This is a genomic window from Streptomyces sp. NPDC055140, assembly GCF_053607285.1.
This window is the reverse complement of sequence record NZ_JBSGTG010000013.1, coordinates 28653-47926: the sequence shown is the minus strand read 5'-3', so window position 1 is coordinate 47926 and position 19274 is coordinate 28653. Positions and strand designations below refer to the sequence as shown.

Below are 19274 nucleotides of genomic sequence, written 5' to 3'. Positions count from 1 at the left end.
GTGGTGCGGACTCCAGCGGTGCGGACTCCGGTGGTACGGACTCGGGCGGTGCCGACTCCGGTGGCGCGGACTCCACCGGAATCGACTCCGGTGGTGCCGATTCCGGTCGCGCCGACTCCACCGGTATCGACTCCGGTGGTGCCGACTCTGGTGGTGCGGACTCCGGCCGCGCCGACTCCACCGGTATCGACTCCACCGGTATCGACTCCGGTGGTGCAGGCCGCACGGACAGCGGCGGCGGCCACAACGTCACCTCGTTCGGATTCACGGTGTCCCCGAAGACGGTGTCCCCCGGCGGGACGGTCACCCTCAATGCCACCAGGTGCAAGACGCCGACCGTGCGTGTCACGGGGCCGGTCTTCGGCGACGTCACGCTCAATGCGGGCCGTTCGGCGAAGGCCAAGGTCTCCGCCGGCGCGAAGCCGGGTGCCCAGTACGACGTGACGTTCGACTGCAAGGGGGAGCGGGGCATCGCCAAACTGACGATCTCCGGAGGCGGCGCCCGTCCCACCACGCCGACCACGCCGACCGTGCCGAGGGGCGTGGAGGCCGGAGACGGCGGCAGCCTCTCCAAGCTCGACGCCACGCAGCTCGTGGCGGGCACGGCACTGGTGGCGGGTGCCCTGGGCGCGGGTGTGTACGCCGCGAGGCGCCGCTCCGGCTCGCAGGACTGAGACGGCCCCGTCACGACCAGGCGGGCCGCTTACGGCCACTGCTGCGCCGCTCACGACCTCTGCCGCGCCGGAGTTGCACGTTCGCGTGCCGTCCTGGCGGCCTCGCCCACCGAACCGTGGTGCAACGGGCCGTGCCCGGGCAACAGCATGTCGCCCGAGAGTTTCTCGAACACGTCCAGGGAGTCGCGGGTGCGGTCGCGGTCCCTGTCGAACATGGTGGGCAGGAGCTGCGGCCCGCGCGTGCGCGAGACCGGGTGGCCGGTGACCAGGCCGTCACCGGAGATGACGATGCCCGCGCCAGGAAGGTGGTAGGCGCAGTGGCCCGCGGTGTGTCCGGGGGTGTGGACCGGGACCGGGCGGCCCGGTAGGTCGAGGGCACCCTCAGTGGGGAACGGCTGGGGCCGGTCGACGCGAGCGTCCGTCGTCCCGCCGGAGCGCAGGGCGTGCACGGCCCAGGGCAGGACGCCCGGGCGCCAGCTGTTGCGCAGGACCCGGCCGAGCGAGACCTGGTGCAGGAACTCGCGCCGGGCGTGCGGGACTTCGGCCTCGTGTGCGTACACCGGGGCGTCGAAGGTGCGGCTGAGGTACTCCGCGGACCCGAGGTGGTCGTTGTGTGCGTGGGTGAGCAGGATCGCCGTGACCGCCTCGGGGGAGTGGCCCGCCGCGGCCAGTGAGTCCAGGACCTGCTGCCGGTCGCCGGGGTAGCCGCAGTCGATGAGCGTGACGGCGTCGCCCTCGCTCAGGATGACCCAGTTCGTGTTGCTGCCGTGGACCAGATGAACGCCGGTGGCGGCGTGAACGAGGGCGCCTTCGCGCATGACGGACCGCATCTCTTGAGGTATGCCACTGAGGGCCGGGGAAGCATGGGGGAGCTGGGGGTACCGCGGTGACCGGTCTGCTGCTGCGGTCGCAGGCAGGGTAGTTGATCACCTCTCCCGCCCGGATGCCTTCGACGGGGCATCGGACAGCCGATGCGTGCAGCATCCCTTGACAGTCATCCGATGAATTTATAGCTTCCGTGGCCAGACGCTCCTCAATTGAGCCAACTGTCCATCAAACGTTGGATGTTCGGTCCGTAGATCGATGGTCAATCCCGACCTGCCCGGCCTCAGGAGTCCCCGTGCGTACCGTCCCAGGTTTCCGCAAGAGCCGAAGATCCCCGCTCCCCGGTCTGCTCGCCGTGGCGGTGGGTGTCACGCTGGGCTTCGGCGCCGCCACCGCGCCCACCGCGTCGGCGGCCGCGGGTGGCGGCAAGACCGCCACCCTCCACGTGGCGCCCACCGGCAACGATCACGCCAACGGGACGGCGGCCAGGCCGTTCCGCACAGTGGAGCGCGCGCAGGAAGCCGCCAGAAAGGAGGTGCGCAAGCACCGGCCACGACCCGTCGACGTCGTGGTGCACGCGGGCACCTACCGCCTGGACCACACCCTGACGTTCGGCCCGAAAGACTCCGGCACGGACCGCGCCCCGGTCCGCTACCTCGCGGCACCCGGTGAACGCGTCGTCATCAGCGGCGGCCGATCGCTGCGGCCCGAGTGGAACTCGTACAACGACACCGTCAAGGTCGCCGACATAGGCGCGGGCCTCGACTTCGACGGTCTCTTCCTGGACGGGGAACGCCAGGTCCTCGCCCGCTACCCCAACTACGACCCCAATACCGCGATCCTGGGCGGCTACGCGGCCGACGCCATCTCGGCGCAGCGAGTCGCCCGCTGGAAGAACCCCACCACCGCGCTCGTGCGAGGCCTGCACCAGGGTGAGTGGGGCGGCAACTCCTACCGGGTCACCGGACTGAAGGCCGACGGCACCCCGCAACTCGACTGGGTGGGCGACAACAACCGTGGCAGCGGCCTGCACACCACGTACCGCATGGTGGAGAACGTCTTCGAGGAACTCGACGCCCCCGGCGAGTGGTTCTACGACAAAGCGGCCGGCAAGCTCTACTTCTTCCCCCCGAAGGGCGCCGATCTGCCCTCGGCGCACATCGAGACCGCCGAACTCGACGAACTCATCAGGGTCCAGGGCGGCGGACCGGACGACGCCGTGCACGATCTGAGCTTCTCCGGCTTCACGTTCGCCCGCGCCCACCGCACCCTCTTCGACCAGCCGTACGAGAAGCTCCAGCTCGGCGACTGGGCGATCGCGCGCGCCGCGGCGGTCCACCTCAAGAACACCGAGAACGTCGCCGTGCGCGACTCGCTCTTCGACCAGGTCGGCGGCAACGCCCTCTTCATCGACGGCTACAACCGAGAAGACACCGTCTCCGGCAACGAGTTCAGCCACTCGGGCGCCTCCGACGTCGCCGTGGTGGGCAACCGTGACGCGGTACGCGAGCCGTCCACCTGGGACAGCATGCGCAAGACCATCACGGACACCACACCCGGCCCGAAGTCGGAGAACTACCCGCGCGACATCCACGTCAGCGACAACTACATGCACGACAACGGGCAGTTCGAGAAGCAGACCTCCGGCGTGCAGATCTCGATGAGCCGGCGCGTCACCGTCGACGGCAACACGATCCACGACGGACCCCGCGCCTGCGTCGACATCAACGACGGCACCTGGGGCGGACACGTCATCGAGAACAACGACATCTTCAACTGCGTCAAGGAGACCTCCGACCACGGGCCGATCAACTCCTGGGGCCGCGACAGGTTCTGGCCGCTGACCGCCGACGACGCGACGAAGAAGTCGTACGCGAAGCTCGATGCGATGGACACCACCGTCATCCGGCACAACCGGATCCGCCACTCCTCGCACTGGGACATCGACCTCGACGACGGCAGCTCGAACTACCTCATCGAGGACAACCTCCTCCTCAACGGCGGGGTGAAGCTCCGCGAGGGCTTCCACCGGACCGTGCGCAACAACATCTTCGTCAATGGCGGCGCCCACTTCCACGTCTGGTACGCGGACAGCGGCGACACGGTGGAGAAGAACATCTTCGTCACCGGCACCCCGTACAGCCTGATCCAGGCCGACATGGCGAAGAGCAAGCCGGCCGTCGACAACAACCTGTTCTGGAACAACGGCAGGCCGGTCACCGGCGTCACCGACGCGTGGCGCGCCCTCGGTCTCGACACACACTCGGTGGCGGCCGACCCCAAGTTCACCGGAGCCTCGCCCTTCACCGACCCGAAGAAGCTCGACTACACGCTCCAGGCGGACTCCCCGGCCCGCGCCCTCGGGTTCCGCCCCTTCGCGATGGACGGCTTCGGAAAGGCCGGCAGCCCCACGCCGCCCCCGCTCGAATGGGTCGACGACACCCCCACCGACACGCTCGACGCGTTCCAGGAGCCGCTGCTCGGGGCGACGGCGACACGTATCTACTCCGACGCGGTCAAGTCGGCGACGGGCCTGACCGACTACGACGGTCTGCATCTGCCAACCGTCCCCACCACGTCGGAGGCATACCGGCAGGGCCTGCGCACGAACGACGTCATCCGGGAGATCGACGGCAGGAAGGTCACCGGCCGCGACAGCTTCTGGAGCGTCTACAACCGCTCGGCCCCGGGCGCCGATGTCCCGCTGACGATCTGGCGCAACCAGGCCTCCACTCAACTCACCGTCCACAAGCCCGAGTCGGGCGAACAGATCAACAACACGTCCGGGGTCGTGTACGCCGGCCCGGGCTGGGACTGGAAGAACGCCTCACGCGGCGGCGCGGGCGGCTGGGCCGACGACGTGCACGCCACACAGAACAAGGGCGACTCCTTCGAGCTGACCTTCAACGGCACGGCGATCGACGTCATCACCCAGATCAACAGCGACGAGGGGCAGGTCGACCTCTACGTGGACGGGCAGCCGGCGGGCACGATCGACAACTCGAGCCCCACTCGGCAGCATCAGCAGACCGTGTTCACCAAGTCGGGCCTGTCGCCGGGCGAGCACACGATCAAGGGCGTGATGAAGACGGGCAGCTATCTGATCGTGGACAGCTTCAAGGTCCGCTAGACGCCGTCGGGGGTTCGGTCTGCCGCTGGGCGGGAGCCGCGTCCTCGTCGAGCAGAGGGAACAGTCGCGCGACGGCCGCGACCGCCACGGTGTCCGCCGGGCGCGTCGCGGCCGAGTCGTGACACGCCTGGAAATCTGTCATCAACTGGCGTATGGCCGATGCCAGTTGGGTCACCTCGTCAGGGCTGAGGCGCAGCACGGCGCTGAACGACTCGTCGTGACGCCACGCTGCCGGTGCCTGTTCCAGGTGGGCGAGGCGGTACCGGTAGCTCTCGTCCTCGAGGCCGTGGGCCAGTGCGGTGAACTCCACTGCGCCGGCCGGGTCGGTCAGGTGGTCGGACTCCCAGCGCAACCGCCACGGACGGGCCCGTCCGTCCGTGGGCGGCGCCTCTTCGATGAGGCCGTAGCGCGCGAGCTGGCGCAGATGGAACGAGCAGAGGCCGGAGCTGCGGCCGAGGCGGGCGGCGGCCTCGGTGGACGTGACCGTGCCGACCTCGGCGAGCAGGTCGAGGAGCGCGATCCGGACCGGATGGTCGGGCAGGGGCCGGCGAGCTCCGCGCGGCGGGATCCACGGGCCGGAGCCGGCGGGCGCTGTGGGTCGTTCCTTGTCGCTCATTTTGCAAAGAGTGCTACTTTGCAAAGCGGTTGGTCAAGTCGGTCAAGACCGCCGAGCAGGTCCGGGTGCGCGCTCCCGGACCTCCTTCGGCCTGCGCGGGAGGCGTCAACACCCATGGAACTTCAGTACGGTGACGGAACACCACGAGACATTCGGGTGCGGGTGCAAGGTGTTCCGGTGGACTCCTACCCGGCACTTCCGCCGGAGGTCGCGCGCGGAACGGTGCGCCGCATCACCGTCGTGGGGGAGGAGATCCTGCGCCGCCGCTGCCGCGAGGTGACGGAGTTCGGAACCCCTGAACTGGCGTGCCTGATCGACGACATGTTTGCCACGAACGCTGTCGCGGACGGCGCGGCCATCGCTGCCAACCAGGTCGATGTGGACCTCCAGGTGTTCGTGTGGGACATCACGGACGACTGGGGCGTGCGTCATGTCGGGCACATCGCCAACCCCGTCCTCGACGAACTGCCCGCCGCGCAGCGCGTCCTGGCCGAGGAGTCGGAGGGCTGTCTGTCGGTCCCCGGCCCCTACAGGCTCGTACCCCGGCCGGACCACGCAGTCGTCCGGGGCCGCGACAGGGACGGCAATCCGCTGGTGATCGAGGGCCGGGGCTACTTCGCGCGCTGCCTGCAGCACGAGACGGACCACCTCTACGGCCGCACGTATCTGGACCGGCTCGCCCGACGCGAACGCAAGGCGGCGCTGGGCGAGATGGAGGATACGAAGGGCAGCGTGTTCGCCCGCCGAGCCGCCCGCGCCGCCGAACTGGGCAAGTGACGCCGGTCGGCCTGCGCACGGCGGCGCCTAGGATCGCGGCCATGGCAATGTTCGTACACCTGACGCCCCAGGCCAACGCGGCGCGCATCAGGCGGGCAGGTATTCGGGCCGCCAGTCGGCACCCCGACGGCGGGCGCGGGGTGTTCTGCTTCCCCGTGCTCGCGTCGTACACGCTCACGCACCAGTGGCTGCGGGAGCTGGCGCGGCACGGCGGGCCGCGCGGGCTTGTCGCCGTCCAGGTGCGGCTGCCCGACGACGAGCCGGTCACGGTGGGCCGGTACCACCGCGACCCGCTGGCGACGACGGCCGGTGACGCGGTGCGCCGCGTGGCGGCGATGGACGACCCGCGCGGGTGGGAGGTGTTCGTCCCCCGGGCGGTCGCCAAACGCGAGGTGCAGCGCGTCCGCGCCGTTCGGCAGGTGACCGGCTGGCGCTACTTCCCCAACGCGCACGGCGTCGTGCCGTGCACGTGCGCGGGCTGCCGGGTGCGAGGCGAATACGGGTCCCGGCGGCTGCGTGAACGCAGGCCGCACCCGCACGACGGCCCGCCGCCCCCGGCGCCGGTTCTGCTGCGACGTGTAGAGGCGGCCGGAGATCCGGGCGACGCAACGGCGCTGTGCGAGGCGCTGCGCTGGTTCGGCCTGCGCCGGCGAGGCCCGGTGGAACGGCTTTCCAGCCTCGCCGACCACCCGGAGCCGGCAGTGCGCGAGGCTCTCGCCGACGCGGTCGCCGGCTGGTCGACGCCCGGGGTCGACGCGCTCCTCGACCGCCTGGTGTCCGACCCGGACCCCGACGTACGGGAGCTGGCGGAGGCCATCGTCGAACGGCGTGGGGAGAGACGCGCGCGTCGATGAGTGGTGGTGGGAACGCCAGGCGTGGCACGCTCTCCCCTCCGCGGCGCCGCGCCGTCCAGGATGGGCGTCATGAACCCACGCATCACCTTGATCACCGGAGCGACCCAGGGCCTGGGCCGCGGCATCGCACTCGACCTCGCCACGCGCGGCGACACCCTCCTCCTGCACGGCCGCGACGCGGGCCGGCTCGAAGCGGTTGCCGCCGAGGTGCGGGCGGCCGCACCGGACGCCACGGTCCGTACGTACCTCGCCGACCTCTCGGACCTCGACCAAGTGCGCGCCATGGCGGACCGGATCCGCGACGCCGAACCCCGTCTCGACGTGCTGGTCAACAACGCGGTCGCCGGTGGTGGCGCGGAGCCGCTGCGGCGGGAGCTGAGCGCGCAGGGCCACGAACTGCGGTTCGCCGTCAACCACTTGGCCCCGTACGCCCTGATCCGCGGCCTCCTGCCCCTGCTCGAGGCCTCCGCCCCCGCGCGCGTCGTCAACGTCGCGTCCATGGGGCAGGAGCGCATCGACTTCGACGACGTCATGCTGGAGCGGGACTACGAAGGGCTCCGGGCGTACTGCCGCAGCAAGCTCGCCATGATCATGGCGACGTTCGAGCTGGGCGCGGAACTCGAAGGCACGGGCGTCACGGTCAACGCCCTGCATCCGGCCCATCTCATGGACACGGAAGGAGTGCGCGCGTACGGCTTCACCCCGGTGACGGGAATCGACGAGGGGGTACGGCCGACGGTGCGGCTGATCACGGACCCGGAGCTCGGGTCCACCACAGGACGGTACTTCGACCGCTTCACGGACACCCGCGCCCACGAACAGGCCTACGACAAGGAGGCCCGTCGGCGCCTGATGGCACTGACGGACGAGCTGACCGGGTACGGCCCCGCGGCACCGTGAACCAGACGTCGATGTCCCGGGGCGGCGGGTCTGCAGGACACCGGCCGCCCCGGAACATCACCCCCCTGCTTACTGGGTGGTGACGTGGACGTAGTCGACGACGAGCTGCTGGGGGAAGCTCGTGCTGCCGTCGGGGTCGCCCGGCCAGTAGCCGCCGACCGCGAGGTTGAGGATCAGGAAGAACGGCTTGTTGAACGCCCATTGGTTGCCGCCGACGTCGGCGGGCGTGCGGGTCTGGTAGACGTTCCCGTCGACCGACCACTTGACGGAGTTCGGGGCCCAGTCCACGGCGAACGTGTGGAATCCGTCCGCGAAGGCCTGTCCGCCGGGCAGCGTGTAGGCCGCGCCGATCCCGCCCGAGCCCGAGTATCCGGGACCGTGGAGCGTGCCGTGGACCGTGCCGGGTTCGAAGCCGACGTTCTCCATGACGTCGATCTCGCCGCTCGCCGGCCAGCCGACACTGCCGATGTCGTCCCCGAGCATCCAGAACGCGGGCCACATGCCCTGCCCGCGCGGCACCTTCATCCGGGCCTCGACATGACCGTAGGCCTGGGTGAACTTGCCCGAGGTGTTGAGCCGGGCCGAGGTGTACTCGCAACGCCCGTACCAGCACTGGTAGTTGTTCGGGTTCTCCTTGCGGGCCGTGATGACCAGGTTGCCCTGGCCGTCGAGCGCGGCGTTGCTGTTGCCCGCGGTGTAGTACTGGCGTTCATGGTTGTTGACGTTGTCGCCGGTCTCGATCTGCCACTTGCCGCCGTCGACGGCCGAGCCCGCGGCGCCGTTGAAATCGTCGGTGAATGTGGCCGCGGCGGCGGCTTTCGCGGGACTGCCGATGGGCGCCGGGGCGGCGGACGCGCCGGTGGGGACCGCCGCCAAACTCGCGGCACAGCAAGCCAGGGAGGCGGCGTACAGGGAGGCGCGGCGGCGCCAGGATGAGCGCACGGTCATCACATCGCTTCACGTGGGGGGTCGTGTGGGGGGTCGCGTGCATGACAAGACAGCGAATGAAGCATCCGGAAGTGAACGCCGACGGCGGCCACTTGAGGCACTTCCTTCACTTCTTGATTTAAAGGAGTGGCCACCGTGGCGTCAAGGAGTTGGCATGTACCAAGTGACGGGAGCGGCTTGGCGCCGCGTTCGCGCGTCGATGCCGGCCGCGGGAAGCGGACAGGCCCTCACGCGTGCTGCAGCCCGCTGATGTCGAGCGGTACCGCCCCCACGTGGTAACCGCGCTCGTCGAGCAGATGGCCGTTCAGCTTCATCGGCCACAGGGCCACCGCCCGGTCGGCGACGGTCAGCCCCGGCACGCGCTCGGCGAGCCGCACCTCGAAGCGCTGGGCGTCGTCGAGCGAGCGGACCCAGGCGACGAGTTTGAGATTGTGGCGGGCGATCACCGCTGCGCACAGACGCACCTCACGCATGCCGGTGACCTGGGCGGACACGGCCCTTAGGTCCCCGGGCGCGACCTGGCCCCACAGATACACCGACACCGGCCACTCCGACAGAGGACGCGCCACCTCGCAGCGCGTCTGCACCATGCCCGCCGCGAAGAGGCGGCCCATCCGGCGGCGGACGGTGTCGGCACTCACCTCGCAGGCGTCCGCGAGAGCGCGATATGTGGCGCGGCCGTCGACCGACAGCGCGGCGACGAGGCGGTGGTCGAGGGCGGTCAGCGGGAACGCCGGCGCGTCGGGACCCGGCGCCTCCTCCGCCGCGAGGCGGGAGATCTGGTCCCCGTCGAGCGCGCGCAGCCGCCACCGGCTCCCCTCCGCGTAGACGGTGCTCGCCAGATGGGTGCGGGTGGTGACGATGCCGTCCATCGCGCCCAGCCGGTGGGTCACCCAGCGCGTGAGCGCGACCGGGTCCGGAGCCATGACGGTCAGGAGCAGGTCACGGTCGCCGCTGACCTGCGCGACGGCGGACACGTGCCGCTCCTCGGCGAGTTCGCGGGCGACCGTCAGCAGACCCCCGTTGGCGCAGTCGACCTCGACGAACGCAAGACAGCCCTGGCCCGACGTCGCCAGGGCCGGTGCGGGGTGGCAGCTGATCCAGGCCGCGCCCGTGTCGGTGAGCCGGCCCCAGCGCCGGGCGACCGTCACCGCGTCCATGCCGAGGGCGGCGCCGATCCGGGCCCAGCCGGCCCGCGGCGCGATCTGGAGCGCGTGCACCAGTGCCTGATCCACATGGTCCAGCGCATGCACGGAATCCTGCGTCATCGCGCTACCCCTGCGTCTTTCCTGGGAGTTTCAGCTCCGAAATACCTCATGGCATCAGTCTGGCCTCGTTACCGCCGGCACCGTACCAGGAGGTTCATCCAGCATGTCGACCACGGAACGCGCCAAGGAACTCCAGCCCGAACTGGCCGGGCTGCGGCGCTCCCTGCACCGTGAACCCGAGCTCGGACTCCAGCTGCCCCGCACCCAGGAGAAGGTCCTCGCGGCCCTCGACGGCCTTCCGCTGGACATCACTCTCGGCAAGAACCTCAGCTCCGTGACGGCGGTCCTGCGCGGCGGTCGGCCCGGCGGCGCCGTGCTGCTCCGCGGCGACATGGACGCCCTCCCCGTCACCGAAAAGACGGGAGTGGACTACGCGTCGCGGACCCCGGGCGCCATGCACGCCTGCGGTCACGACCTGCACACGGCCGGACTGGTCGGCGCGGCCACACTCCTCGCCGAACGCCGTGAACACCTGTGCGGTGACGTGGTGTTCATGTTCCAGCCCGGCGAAGAGGGCCACAACGGCGCCGGCGCGATGATCGAGGAGGGTGTACTCGACGCGGCGGGGAAGTCCCTCGACGCGGCCTACGCGCTGCACGTCGCCGCCAACCGGGTCCCCGGCGGCGTGATCGCCACCCGCCCCGGCACCATCACCTCCGCCTCCGACGTGCTCCGGGTGACGGTGCGCGGCAAGGGCGGGCACGGTGCGACCCCGCACAGCGCCAAGGACCCGGTCCCCGTCGCCTGCGAGATCGTCACCGCCCTGCAGAACTGGGTGACCCGCCGCTTCGACATCTTCGACCCGGTCGTCGTCACCGTGGGCAGCTTCCATGCCGGTACGAAGCAGAACGTCATCCCGGAGACGGCCGAGTTCGAGGCCACGGTGCGCAGTTACTCGGAGGGCAACCATGAGCGCCTCATCGAGGGCCTGCCCCGGCTGGTCCGCGGCATCGCGGACGCGCACGGCATCGAGGCGGAGGTCCATTACGACGTGGCCTATCCGGTCACCGTCAACGAACCCGGCGAGACCGCCTTCGCCCTCGACACGGCCCGCGACCTGTTCGGCGCCGACCAGGCCTGGCAGGCCCCGCACCCCGCGAACGGCTCGGAGGACTTCGCGTTCGTCCTCCGGCGCACCCCCGGCGCGATGCTCCTCGTCGGCGCGGCCCCCGAGGGCGTGAACCCGCAGGAGGCTCCGATGAACCACTCACCGCACGCCGTCTTCGACGACCGGGTCCTGTACCGCCAGACCGCGCTCCTCACCGAGCTCGCCGAGCGCCGCCTCGCCGCGGGCGCGGCGACATGAAGGCGCCGGGGAAGCCCGACGGCTGCCCCACGGCGCGGACCACTTCGCCGCCTCCCGCGGTCAAGGTCACCGCCGTGGTAGGTCTGCTCGTCGCCTTCGAGGTGGTCAGCGGACTGTTGCAGGGCGCCGCGCCGCCACTGATCCCGGAGGTCGAGAAGTGGCAGCACCTCAGCACCGCCCAGGCCCAGTGGTTCACGACGGTCCAGTTCCTCGCGGCCGCCGTCAGCGTCCCGGCCTTCGGCCGCCTCGGTGACCTCTACGGCCACCGGCGCCTTGTCCGCGTGGCGCTCGGCTGTGTCGCCGTGGGCACCGTCCTGGTCGCCCTCGCGTCGAACCTGCCGGTCCTGCTGCTCGGCCGGGCACTCATGGGTCCGTTGGCCGCGCTGCTGCCGCTCGAGATCGGCCTGGTGCGCGACCGTCTGGACGTGGACGGCGGCCGCCGCGCCGTCGGGCTCCTGGTCGGGGCGCTCACCCTCGGGTCACTCCTCGGCCACGCGCTGGTGGGGCCGCTCCTCTCGGCCGTCGGCGGACTGCGTCCCACGCTCGCCGTCCTCGCGGCCCTGGCCGTCGGGTGCCTTGTCGTGTCCTTCCTCGCCATCCCCGAGTCGGCCACCCGGGCGACCGGCCGCATGGACTGGGCGGGTGCCGTTCTCCTCGCGGTCGCCCTGGTGGCGCTGCTCGGCACGATCTCGCGCGGCACGGCCTGGGGGTGGCTCTCCCCGCGCACACTCGCCGCTGTGGCGCTGTCCTGCGCTCTGCTGTGGTGGTGGGCCCGCGTCCAACTGACCCGGCCGCACGCCTTGGTGGACCTCCGGGCGGTGGCCCGTCGCCGTGCGGCTCCCTACTACGCCTCCGGGTTCGTACTCGGCGCGGTGATGATGGGAGGGCAGGGGGTGGCCGTCAGCTTCCTCGCGGCGTCGCCGGGCGACGAGGGGTACGGATTCGGCCTTGCCACCTGGCAGATCAGCGTCTGGGGCGCGATCCCGCACGTCATGGCCTTCCTGGGGTCGGTGCTGTGCGCGGTGATCGCTGCCCGGATCGGGTACGCGCGCACGCTCCTCGGCGCGTTCGCCCTGATCGCGGTCGGCAATGCCGGACTGATGGCCGCCCATTCCGCCCTGCCGCTGTTCGTGGTGGCCTACGGGGCGGTGGGCATCGGCATGGGACTCGCCCTCGGCGGCCTGCCGTCGGTCGTGGTGGAGGGCAGTGCTTCCGACCGCACGGCGAGCGCCGCCGCCGTCTACAACAACCTCAAGACACTCGGCGGCAGCGTCGCCGGGGCGGTGTTCGCGGCGGTCCTCGGCACGCTGGTCGTCGGGACGACGGACACCCCGGCGCTCACCGCGTATCTGACCGTCTGGGGTCTGGGGCTCGGCGTGAGCGTCCTGGCCGCGGGCGCACAGCTGCTGGTGCGCCGAGGCACCGGGCGACGGGCGGGCACTCTCGCGGAGGCCGGCAGCGCGCCCCATTGACGGTCGGTCCCTGCTCGGCCCCTGCCCCGACTCTCTCGGTCCCCGCCACGACGACGGGGATCGAGACATGTCCGGGTACCCGGTACCGAGGTCCCTCCGCACGGCCCGTGTCAGGCGCACGCGAACGACCCCACGGCCGTGGGGGCCTGTGGGGTCGTCCGGTCCTGCGGGCGCTCGGGCGCCCGGGCCGCTCGGTCAGGTGAGGAACGCCAGGCCCTTGGCGATGCCGTTCTTCTGGATCTCGGACGTGCCGGTCAGGACTCGGAACATCCGGATCTTGCGGAAGAGGTACTCCACCTCGTTGCCCTGCGTGAGGCCCTCCTTGCCCTGGATCTGCACGGCCTGGTCGAGGATCCGGAAGGAGGACTCGGCGACGAACAACTTGCACATGAACGCCTCGGTCCGCACGTCGGCCCCGGTGTCCAGGGCGGCCAGGGCGGCGTGGACGTGTGTGCCGCGACCGCAGCGCAGGAGTTCCGCGCCCGGGCCGAGCGCAACGACGTGCAGCCGCGCATCGACTCCGAACTCCTCGCCCGCGTCTGGGTCGGGGAACAGGTCGCCGTCATGCGGTGGTGGGTCGAGAGCGAGACGCCTCCGGCCCCCGCCGAGGAAGTCGTACGGATGCTGCTCGACCTCGCGCTGCGCGGCCGTTACTGGGCGAGCGGCTTCGATGCGCCCGAATGACCCCGGCGCCTCGCGGCGCACCCCGCGCGACCTCGCCGGCCCTGCCACCCTCTACGTGGCGGGGCCGACTGCTGCACAGGAGGCGGCGCTTCGTACCTGCTCTTCCCTGCCCCCCTCTTGGCCGGCGCGGCCCCTTGGCCTGCATTGCTACGCGTGGTGGGAGCGCACGCCGACCGGGATCGGCGCGCCACGGGCCCCGTGTTCAGCGCGACCCGACAACTAATGGCAGACCCACATCTGACGGCACGGAACCTGTTCTCCCAGGCCTCCGCTCCGGCGCCGCAGGCGCGCTTCCCGGTCCGCTTCGGGTCCGGCCTGAACACCTTCCGCACGCCGGCACCCGAACCCGGCGCTCACACACGGAAGGTGCTGAACGAGGACCCCGGGGCCGCCCCGGTCACAGCGGCATCGGGGTCGCAGCCTCCAGAGCATCGACGGAGCCGGACATGACGGTGCGCACGTGCTCGGTGAGATGCTCGGTGGGCCAGTCCCACCACGCGAGGGCGAGCAGGCGCTCGACGTCCTCGTCGGAGTAGCGGCGGCGGATGAGTTTCGCAGGGTTACCGCCGACGATCCCGTAGTCGGGCACGTCGTCGACCACGACGGAACCCGAGGCGATGATCGCCCCGTGCCCGATGCGCACGCCGGGCATCACCGTGGTGCGGTAGCCGAACCACACGTCGTTCCCGACCACCGTGTCACCCCGGCCCGGCAGCCCGCTGATGAGATCGAAGTGGTCCGCCCACGAACCTCCCATGATGGGGAAGGGGAACGTCGACGGGCCGTCCATACGGTGGTTGGCCCCGTTCATGATGAACCGCACGCCCTCGCCCAGCGCACAGAACTTCCCGATGACCAGCTTCTCCGGCCCGTAGTGGTACAGCACATTGCGCGTCTCGAAGGCGGTCGGGTCGTCCGGATCGTCGTAGTACGAGAACTCACCGACCTCGATCAACGGCGACGTCACAAGTGGCTTGAGCAGCACGACCCGCGACTGCCCCGGCATCGGGTGCAGCACGGTCGGATCGGCGGGCACGAACGACATGACGGGTCAACTTCCTCACGTGGTACGGGACGACGACGGACGGCCATGCTCTCAGCCGCGCCTGGTCTCCGACTCCAGCGCGGCCCGCGTCTCGGGACCGTACACACCGGCGTCCTCGTCGATGCCGCGGGCCACCTGATAGCGGTGGACCGCGTCCGCGACATCGGTCGAGTACCTGCCGTCGGCCGGCCCCGTGTACAAGTTGAGTTGGGTCAGCCGCCGTTGGAGGTCTTTGACCGGACCGCCGTGGCTGCCGGTGGACAGGACTCGGTCGCCGGATCCCGGGCGGGCGGCGGAAGACGCCGTGGGCGCGGGCGCGGAAGGCGTCGCGGCAGTGGATTTCGCCGGGGTGGACGCGGATGCGGTCGCCGAGGCGGACGATGTTCCGGAGGCCGCCGACGATGGGCCGGGGGAACGGGTCGCGGGCGCGCGGCCGTTCTCGGGAGAAGGGGCCGCCGACCGCGACGAGACGGATCCGGACGGCGCGGGCATGGCGGAATCGTCCGACGCCGACACGGTCCGGCTCGGGGCGCTCCCGGAGCTGAAGGCGCCACTGGCCACGGCGATGACGACGGCCGCCCCGACACCCAACGCCGCGGTTCCGACGACCACCCACGGGCGCCTGAGGCGCGCCGGTGGCCGACGGCCACGACCGGCTGCGACGACATGCTCCGAAGTCCGGACTGACATCCCCTCGCCGGCCGGCCCCTCGAAGAGCCGCAGATCCTCCTGGGCCACCGTCCCGGCGGACTGACCGGGCGGGGTCACCTGCCCGAACACCGGGTTCGCCGGCACCGCCGGTGCGGACGTCGCGCAGCCGCACGCCGGCTGCTGGTCGGCAATCGGTTCGGCCCCGCACAAGGGGCATCGCTGTGCACTCACGTGAATGGCCCCTCCTCCGGGCGGCCACAGCATATGCCGATGATCAGTTGAAGTCCGACTTACGTGCTTGCCGGACCGCCCCCCGACCGATGGAGCCCGCTGCGGTCGGCCTTTGACGAGTGGATATGCGAAATGGGTATCGCTCGATACAGTCGTCCCTTTACAACTGGTTGTGGGGACAATCGGAGCGCCTTGGGGAGGGCCTGCATACACATGAGTCGACGCTCCAGTGGCTCGGTCGGCGTCTGGGCTGAAATGCAGCGGCAACAGCAGCGCCAGATGGAGGCCGAAGCCAGACGACAGAGGCAAGAAGCACAGCAAGCACGTGCCTATCAACGGCGAGCGGTCCAGAACCACCGCGAGTACCGGCAGACAGAGGCCCTGCGCCGCACTGAGGAACTGGACGCTCAAGTCACGTCGCTGCAGGGTCTTCTCGCCTCGGGTTGTCAGGCTCCGCCTTTCAGGGCTCCCTCTCTCATGCGCCCTGAGGATGTCCAGCCCTTCGCTCCAGGCCCCTTGGCGCAGCCCGTGCCCATGCCGGACTTCAATCACTACCAAACGCAGAGCGGGTGGACCGCCACTCGGCGGGCCCAGGCGCAGGCCGAGGCTCGGGCGCATTTCGAGAGGGACTGGCAGTCGGCCCAGGCGGCGGAGGCTCGACGGCAGCAACAGCTGGCGTCGTACCAGCGGGAGTACCAGCAGTGGGCCGATGCCCAACTGGCCGATGTGCGCCGGCACAACGCAGGCATCGAAGAACTCACCGAAGCAGTCAGGCGCCGCGAACCCGACTCCGTGGTCGAGTACTTCTCCGCCGCTCTGTACGCCTCGACCGCATGGCCGGAGGGTTTCCCGCGTCAGGTGGCAGCCGCGTACGACTCGGCGGCTCGCCAGTTGGTACTGGACTGGGAGCTGCCCGCCTACACCGTCGTCCCCGAGGTCAAGTCCGTTCGGTACATGTCCGGGTTGGACCAGGACAAGGAGACGTCCCGCCCAGTAGGCCAACGTCGGGCTCTGTACCGGGAAGTTCTCGCGCAGTGCATGCTCCTCGTCCTGCACGAACTCTTCGCCGCGGACGAGATGGGCACACTCGAGGCGGTGACCTTGAACGGGTTCGTGGACGGGCACGACCCCACGACGGGCCGACCGGGCCACATCTACCTGGCAACCGTCATGACGTCGGGCGCAACGTTCCGCGACCTGTACCTGGCCCAGGTGGACGCAGGCAGCTGCCTGTCCGACGCATTACGTGGGCAACTCTCCGCTCGCCCCGATCAGCTCACGCCGGTACGGCCCGGTCGCCGGCCGCAGGAGGTCGGAAACCGCGTCGTGACGCATGGCAGCGACGAGGAGCCCGACCTGTACGACATGGATCCGATCGCCTTCGAGAATCTCGTCGCCGAGCTCTTCCGGGCCATGGGGATGCAAGCGGTCACCACTCAACGTTCGAACGACGGAGGGGTGGACGTCGACGCTCTGGATCCGACACCGATCCGGGGCGGCAAAATCGTCGTGCAGGTGAAGCGCTACCGCAACACCGTGCCGCCCACCGCCGTCCGCGACTTGTACGGAACCGTGCAGGACGCCGGCGCCAACAAGGGTGTCCTCGTGACGACATCGAGGTTCGGTCCGGGCTCGCACACCTTCGCCAACGGCAAGCCGCTGGAACTGATCTCCGGCACCGAACTCGTCGACCTGTTGCACCGGCACGGGCTACAAGGGCGTCTGGGCGACGGCGCCCGCCGCCCGGCAGCGCAGCCGACTCCGACGGTTTTGGACTTTCGACTGCCCGACGACTACAAGATCCTGGGCATGTCGTGGACCGGAGGCGTCGCCCTGGATGTGTGTGCTCTCGTCTGCCGTGGCAGCAGCATCCTCAGTGACGATCACTTCGTCTTCTACAACAACCCGCACACAGCGGACGGCTCCGTACGCGTTCTGCCTCCGACCGCACCGGACAAGGCCGCCATCTGCGTCTCCTTCGACGCGTTGCCGGATGAGGCCGACCGGTTCGTGCTCGTGGCCGCGATCGACCCGGAGGTGAACCCGGACGCCGACCTCTCCGGCTTCACGGACGCCTGCATCCGTCTGCTCGACCCGAGGCTGGCCGACCTGCGACGGCATGAGGTCTCCGACGGCCGCCCGGGCGAAACCGCCTTGGTGCTCGGTTCCTTCCGCCGCAGACCGAACGGGGACTGGGACTTCGTCCTGGGCGGCAAGGGCTACGCGGGGGGCCTGGAGCAGCTCGTTCAGGACTTCGGCATCGAGGTCGAGTAGACGCAGCGCGGCCCGGGCCGGGACTGAGCTTCGCCCGGGGGCGTGACGGCGCGGAGCCCCGGGAGGCGCTGGCGTTGCGTAGGTGCGTGGGTCCCGGTCGCGGACGTACCGTCGTGCACGTCAGGGCCAGACTCGCGTCTCACCGAAACGGCAGGAACGCTCCATGAGTACCACGCACTACGACGTCGTCGTCCTGGGTGCCGGGCCCGGTGGCTACACCGCGGCCGTGCGCGCCACCCAGCTGGGCCTTCGTGCCGCGGTCGTCGAGGGGAAGTACTGGGGCGGTGTCTGCCTGAACGTGGGCTGCATCCCCTCCAAGGCGCTCCTGCGCAACGCCGAACTCGCGCACATCTTCACGCAGCAGGCCTCGACCTTCGGCATCCACGTCGACGGGCAGGTCAGCTTCGACTACGGCGAGGCCTACCGGCGCAGCCGCAAGGTCGCCGACGGCCGGGTCGCCGGCGTGCACTACCTGATGAAGAAGAACGACATCACCGAGTACGACGGCCGCGGCACGTTCACCGACGACCACACACTCCGGATCGACCTCACGGCCGGCGGCACCGAGACCATCACCTTCGGGAACTGCATCATCGCGACCGGCGCCACCACCCGCCTCCTGCCGGGCACCGCCCTCAGCGACCGCGTGGTCACCTACGAGGAGCAGATCCTCTCCGAGACGCTCCCCGAGTCCATCGTCATCGCCGGCGCCGGAGCGATCGGCGTCGAGTTCGCGTACGTCCTGCACAACTACGGCGTCAAGGTGACCGTCGTCGAGTTCCTGGACCGCATGGTGCCGACCGAGGACGCCGACGTGTCCAAGGAACTCTCCCGCCAGTACCGGAAGTTGGGCATCGAGGTGCACACCGGGACCCGGGTGGAATCCATCGACGACAGCGATCCCGCCGCCAAGGTGCGCGTCACCGTCTCCAAGGACGGGCAGCAGCGCGTGATCGAGGCCGACAAGGTCCTCCAGGCGATCGGCTTCGCGCCTCGCACCACCGGATACGGGCTCGAGAACACCGGCGTACGGCTCACCGAGCGCGGCGCGATCGACGTGGACGGACGCGGCCGCACCAACGTGCCCCACCTGTACGCGATCGGCGACGTCACCGCGAAGCTGATGCTGGCGCACGCGGCGGAGGCCATGGCCGTGATCGCCGCCGAGACGATCGGCGGCGCGGAGACCATGGAGGTCGACTTCACGATGATCCCGCGCGCCACCTACTGCCAGCCGCAGATCGCCAGCTTCGGGTGGACCGAGGCGCAGGCCCGCGAGCTCGGTTTCGACGTGAAGGTGGCGAAGTTCCCGTTCTCCGCGAACGGAAAGGCCCACGGCCTCGGTGAGCCGACGGGCTTCGTCAAGGTCATCAGCGACAGCCGGTACGGCGAACTGCTCGGCGCCCACCTCATCGGCCCCGAAGTCACCGAACTGCTCCCGGAGTTGACGCTGGCTCAGCAGTGGGACCTGACCGTCCACGAGGTGGCCCGCAACGTGCACGCCCACCCGACGCTCGGCGAGGCCGTGAAGGAGGCGGTGCACGGACTGGCCGGACACATGATCAACATGTGACGGTCGTCCGGACGGCGCCCCCTCCGGTAGGCGCGCTTCGTCGGTC

General features: G+C 70.3%; 18 protein-coding genes. 11 read left to right on the top strand and 7 right to left on the bottom strand.

Translation table 11 applies throughout. From position 1 onward, the window contains the following. On the top strand, window positions 1–674 hold a 674-nt coding region (locus ACWFR4_RS24170), incomplete at its 5' end, for a hypothetical protein (protein WP_453654448.1). A gap of 50 nt (window positions 675–724) precedes the next feature. On the opposite strand, the gene ACWFR4_RS24165 is transcribed toward ACWFR4_RS24170, so the two are convergent. Then, window positions 725–1492, bottom strand: coding sequence for an MBL fold metallo-hydrolase (locus ACWFR4_RS24165; RefSeq protein ID WP_453464752.1), 768 nt, complete (start codon window positions 1490–1492; stop codon window positions 725–727). A gap of 302 nt (window positions 1493–1794) precedes the next feature. On the opposite strand from ACWFR4_RS24165, the gene ACWFR4_RS24160 reads away from it, so the two are divergent. Further along, window positions 1795–4629 (top strand): right-handed parallel beta-helix repeat-containing protein, encoded by a 2835-nt coding sequence (locus ACWFR4_RS24160; protein ID WP_453654446.1) that lies wholly within the window; start codon window positions 1795–1797, stop codon window positions 4627–4629. Here the strand turns inward: ACWFR4_RS24160 and ACWFR4_RS24155 are convergent. Next, a complete protein-coding gene (locus ACWFR4_RS24155; protein ID WP_453654444.1) occupies window positions 4616–5245 on the bottom strand; it encodes an ArsR/SmtB family transcription factor in 630 nt (209 codons plus the stop codon). The two genes, ACWFR4_RS24160 and ACWFR4_RS24155, sit on opposite strands and share 14 nt — an antisense overlap. A 114-nt stretch (window positions 5246–5359) precedes the next feature. Between ACWFR4_RS24155 and def the strand changes: the two genes are divergently transcribed. The 3 genes from def to ACWFR4_RS24140 all read left to right on the top strand — a co-directional run bounded on the left by def (window position 5360) and on the right by ACWFR4_RS24140 (window position 7776). Beyond that, window positions 5360–6022 carry a peptide deformylase gene (def, locus tag ACWFR4_RS24150; protein WP_453654442.1) on the top strand — a complete coding sequence of 221 codons (663 nt, stop codon included), beginning with the start codon at window positions 5360–5362 and terminating at the stop codon, window positions 6020–6022. A gap of 41 nt (window positions 6023–6063) precedes the next feature. Then, window positions 6064–6876: a HEAT repeat domain-containing protein gene (locus ACWFR4_RS24145; RefSeq protein WP_453654440.1), complete on the top strand. Its 813-nt coding sequence runs from the start codon at window positions 6064–6066 to the stop codon at window positions 6874–6876. A 69-nt stretch (window positions 6877–6945) separates the two neighbouring features. Continuing rightward, a complete protein-coding gene (locus tag ACWFR4_RS24140) occupies window positions 6946–7776 on the top strand; it encodes an SDR family NAD(P)-dependent oxidoreductase (RefSeq protein ID WP_453654438.1) in 831 nt (276 codons plus the stop codon). 69 nt (window positions 7777–7845) lie between these two features. On the opposite strand, the gene ACWFR4_RS24135 is transcribed toward ACWFR4_RS24140, so the two are convergent. Both ACWFR4_RS24135 and ACWFR4_RS24130 read right to left on the bottom strand, forming a co-directional pair. After that, complete coding sequence (locus tag ACWFR4_RS24135; protein WP_453654436.1) at window positions 7846–8724, bottom strand: glycoside hydrolase family 16 protein; 879 nt, start codon at window positions 8722–8724, stop codon at window positions 7846–7848. 227 nt (window positions 8725–8951) lie between these two features. Continuing rightward, window positions 8952–9992, bottom strand: a complete 1041-nt coding sequence (locus ACWFR4_RS24130) for an Lrp/AsnC family transcriptional regulator (RefSeq protein ID WP_453654434.1) — start codon at window positions 9990–9992, stop codon at window positions 8952–8954. Window positions 9993–10095: 103 nt separating this feature from the next. Here ACWFR4_RS24130 and ACWFR4_RS24125 point away from each other — a divergent pair, with 103 nt between their 5' ends. Together ACWFR4_RS24125 and ACWFR4_RS24120 are read left to right on the top strand one after the other, a co-directional pair. Further along, the gene (locus ACWFR4_RS24125) at window positions 10096–11298 is read left to right on the top strand and encodes a M20 metallopeptidase family protein (RefSeq protein ID WP_453654432.1); all 1203 of its coding nucleotides are present in this window, start codon (window positions 10096–10098) and stop codon (window positions 11296–11298) included. Beyond that, window positions 11295–12770, top strand: a complete 1476-nt coding sequence (locus tag ACWFR4_RS24120; protein ID WP_453654430.1) for an MFS transporter — start codon at window positions 11295–11297, stop codon at window positions 12768–12770. Before ACWFR4_RS24125 ends, ACWFR4_RS24120 begins: the two co-directional genes overlap by 4 nt. 195 nt (window positions 12771–12965) lie before the next feature. On the opposite strand, the gene ACWFR4_RS24115 is transcribed toward ACWFR4_RS24120, so the two are convergent. Beyond that, window positions 12966–13160: an acyl-CoA dehydrogenase family protein gene (locus ACWFR4_RS24115; protein ID WP_453654428.1), complete on the bottom strand. Its 195-nt coding sequence runs from the start codon at window positions 13158–13160 to the stop codon at window positions 12966–12968. Window positions 13161–13217: 57 nt separating this feature from the next. Here ACWFR4_RS24115 and ACWFR4_RS24110 point away from each other — a divergent pair, with 57 nt between their 5' ends. Next, window positions 13218–13454 (top strand): hypothetical protein, encoded by a 237-nt coding sequence (locus ACWFR4_RS24110; RefSeq protein ID WP_453654426.1) that lies wholly within the window; start codon window positions 13218–13220, stop codon window positions 13452–13454. A 397-nt stretch (window positions 13455–13851) separates the two neighbouring features. Here ACWFR4_RS24110 and ACWFR4_RS24105 read toward each other — a convergent pair whose 3' ends face one another. Both ACWFR4_RS24105 and ACWFR4_RS24100 read right to left on the bottom strand, forming a co-directional pair. Then, window positions 13852–14499, bottom strand: a complete 648-nt coding sequence (locus tag ACWFR4_RS24105; RefSeq protein WP_453464717.1) for a CatB-related O-acetyltransferase — start codon at window positions 14497–14499, stop codon at window positions 13852–13854. A 51-nt stretch (window positions 14500–14550) separates the two neighbouring features. Continuing rightward, window positions 14551–14700, bottom strand: a complete 150-nt coding sequence (locus tag ACWFR4_RS24100) for a peptidoglycan-binding domain-containing protein (protein ID WP_453654424.1) — start codon at window positions 14698–14700, stop codon at window positions 14551–14553. A gap of 31 nt (window positions 14701–14731) precedes the next feature. On the opposite strand from ACWFR4_RS24100, the gene ACWFR4_RS24095 reads away from it, so the two are divergent. From ACWFR4_RS24095 to lpdA, 3 genes are all read left to right on the top strand, one after another. Continuing rightward, the gene (locus ACWFR4_RS24095) at window positions 14732–15253 is read left to right on the top strand and encodes a hypothetical protein (protein WP_453654422.1); all 522 of its coding nucleotides are present in this window, start codon (window positions 14732–14734) and stop codon (window positions 15251–15253) included. Window positions 15254–15594: 341 nt separating this feature from the next. Next, entirely contained in the window at window positions 15595–17655 is a 2061-nt protein-coding gene (locus ACWFR4_RS24090) for a restriction endonuclease (protein ID WP_453654420.1), read from the top strand. Window positions 17656–17818: 163 nt separating this feature from the next. After that, window positions 17819–19228, top strand: a complete 1410-nt coding sequence (lpdA, locus tag ACWFR4_RS24085; protein WP_453654418.1) for a dihydrolipoyl dehydrogenase — start codon at window positions 17819–17821, stop codon at window positions 19226–19228. Window positions 19229–19274: the final 46 nt, after the last annotated feature.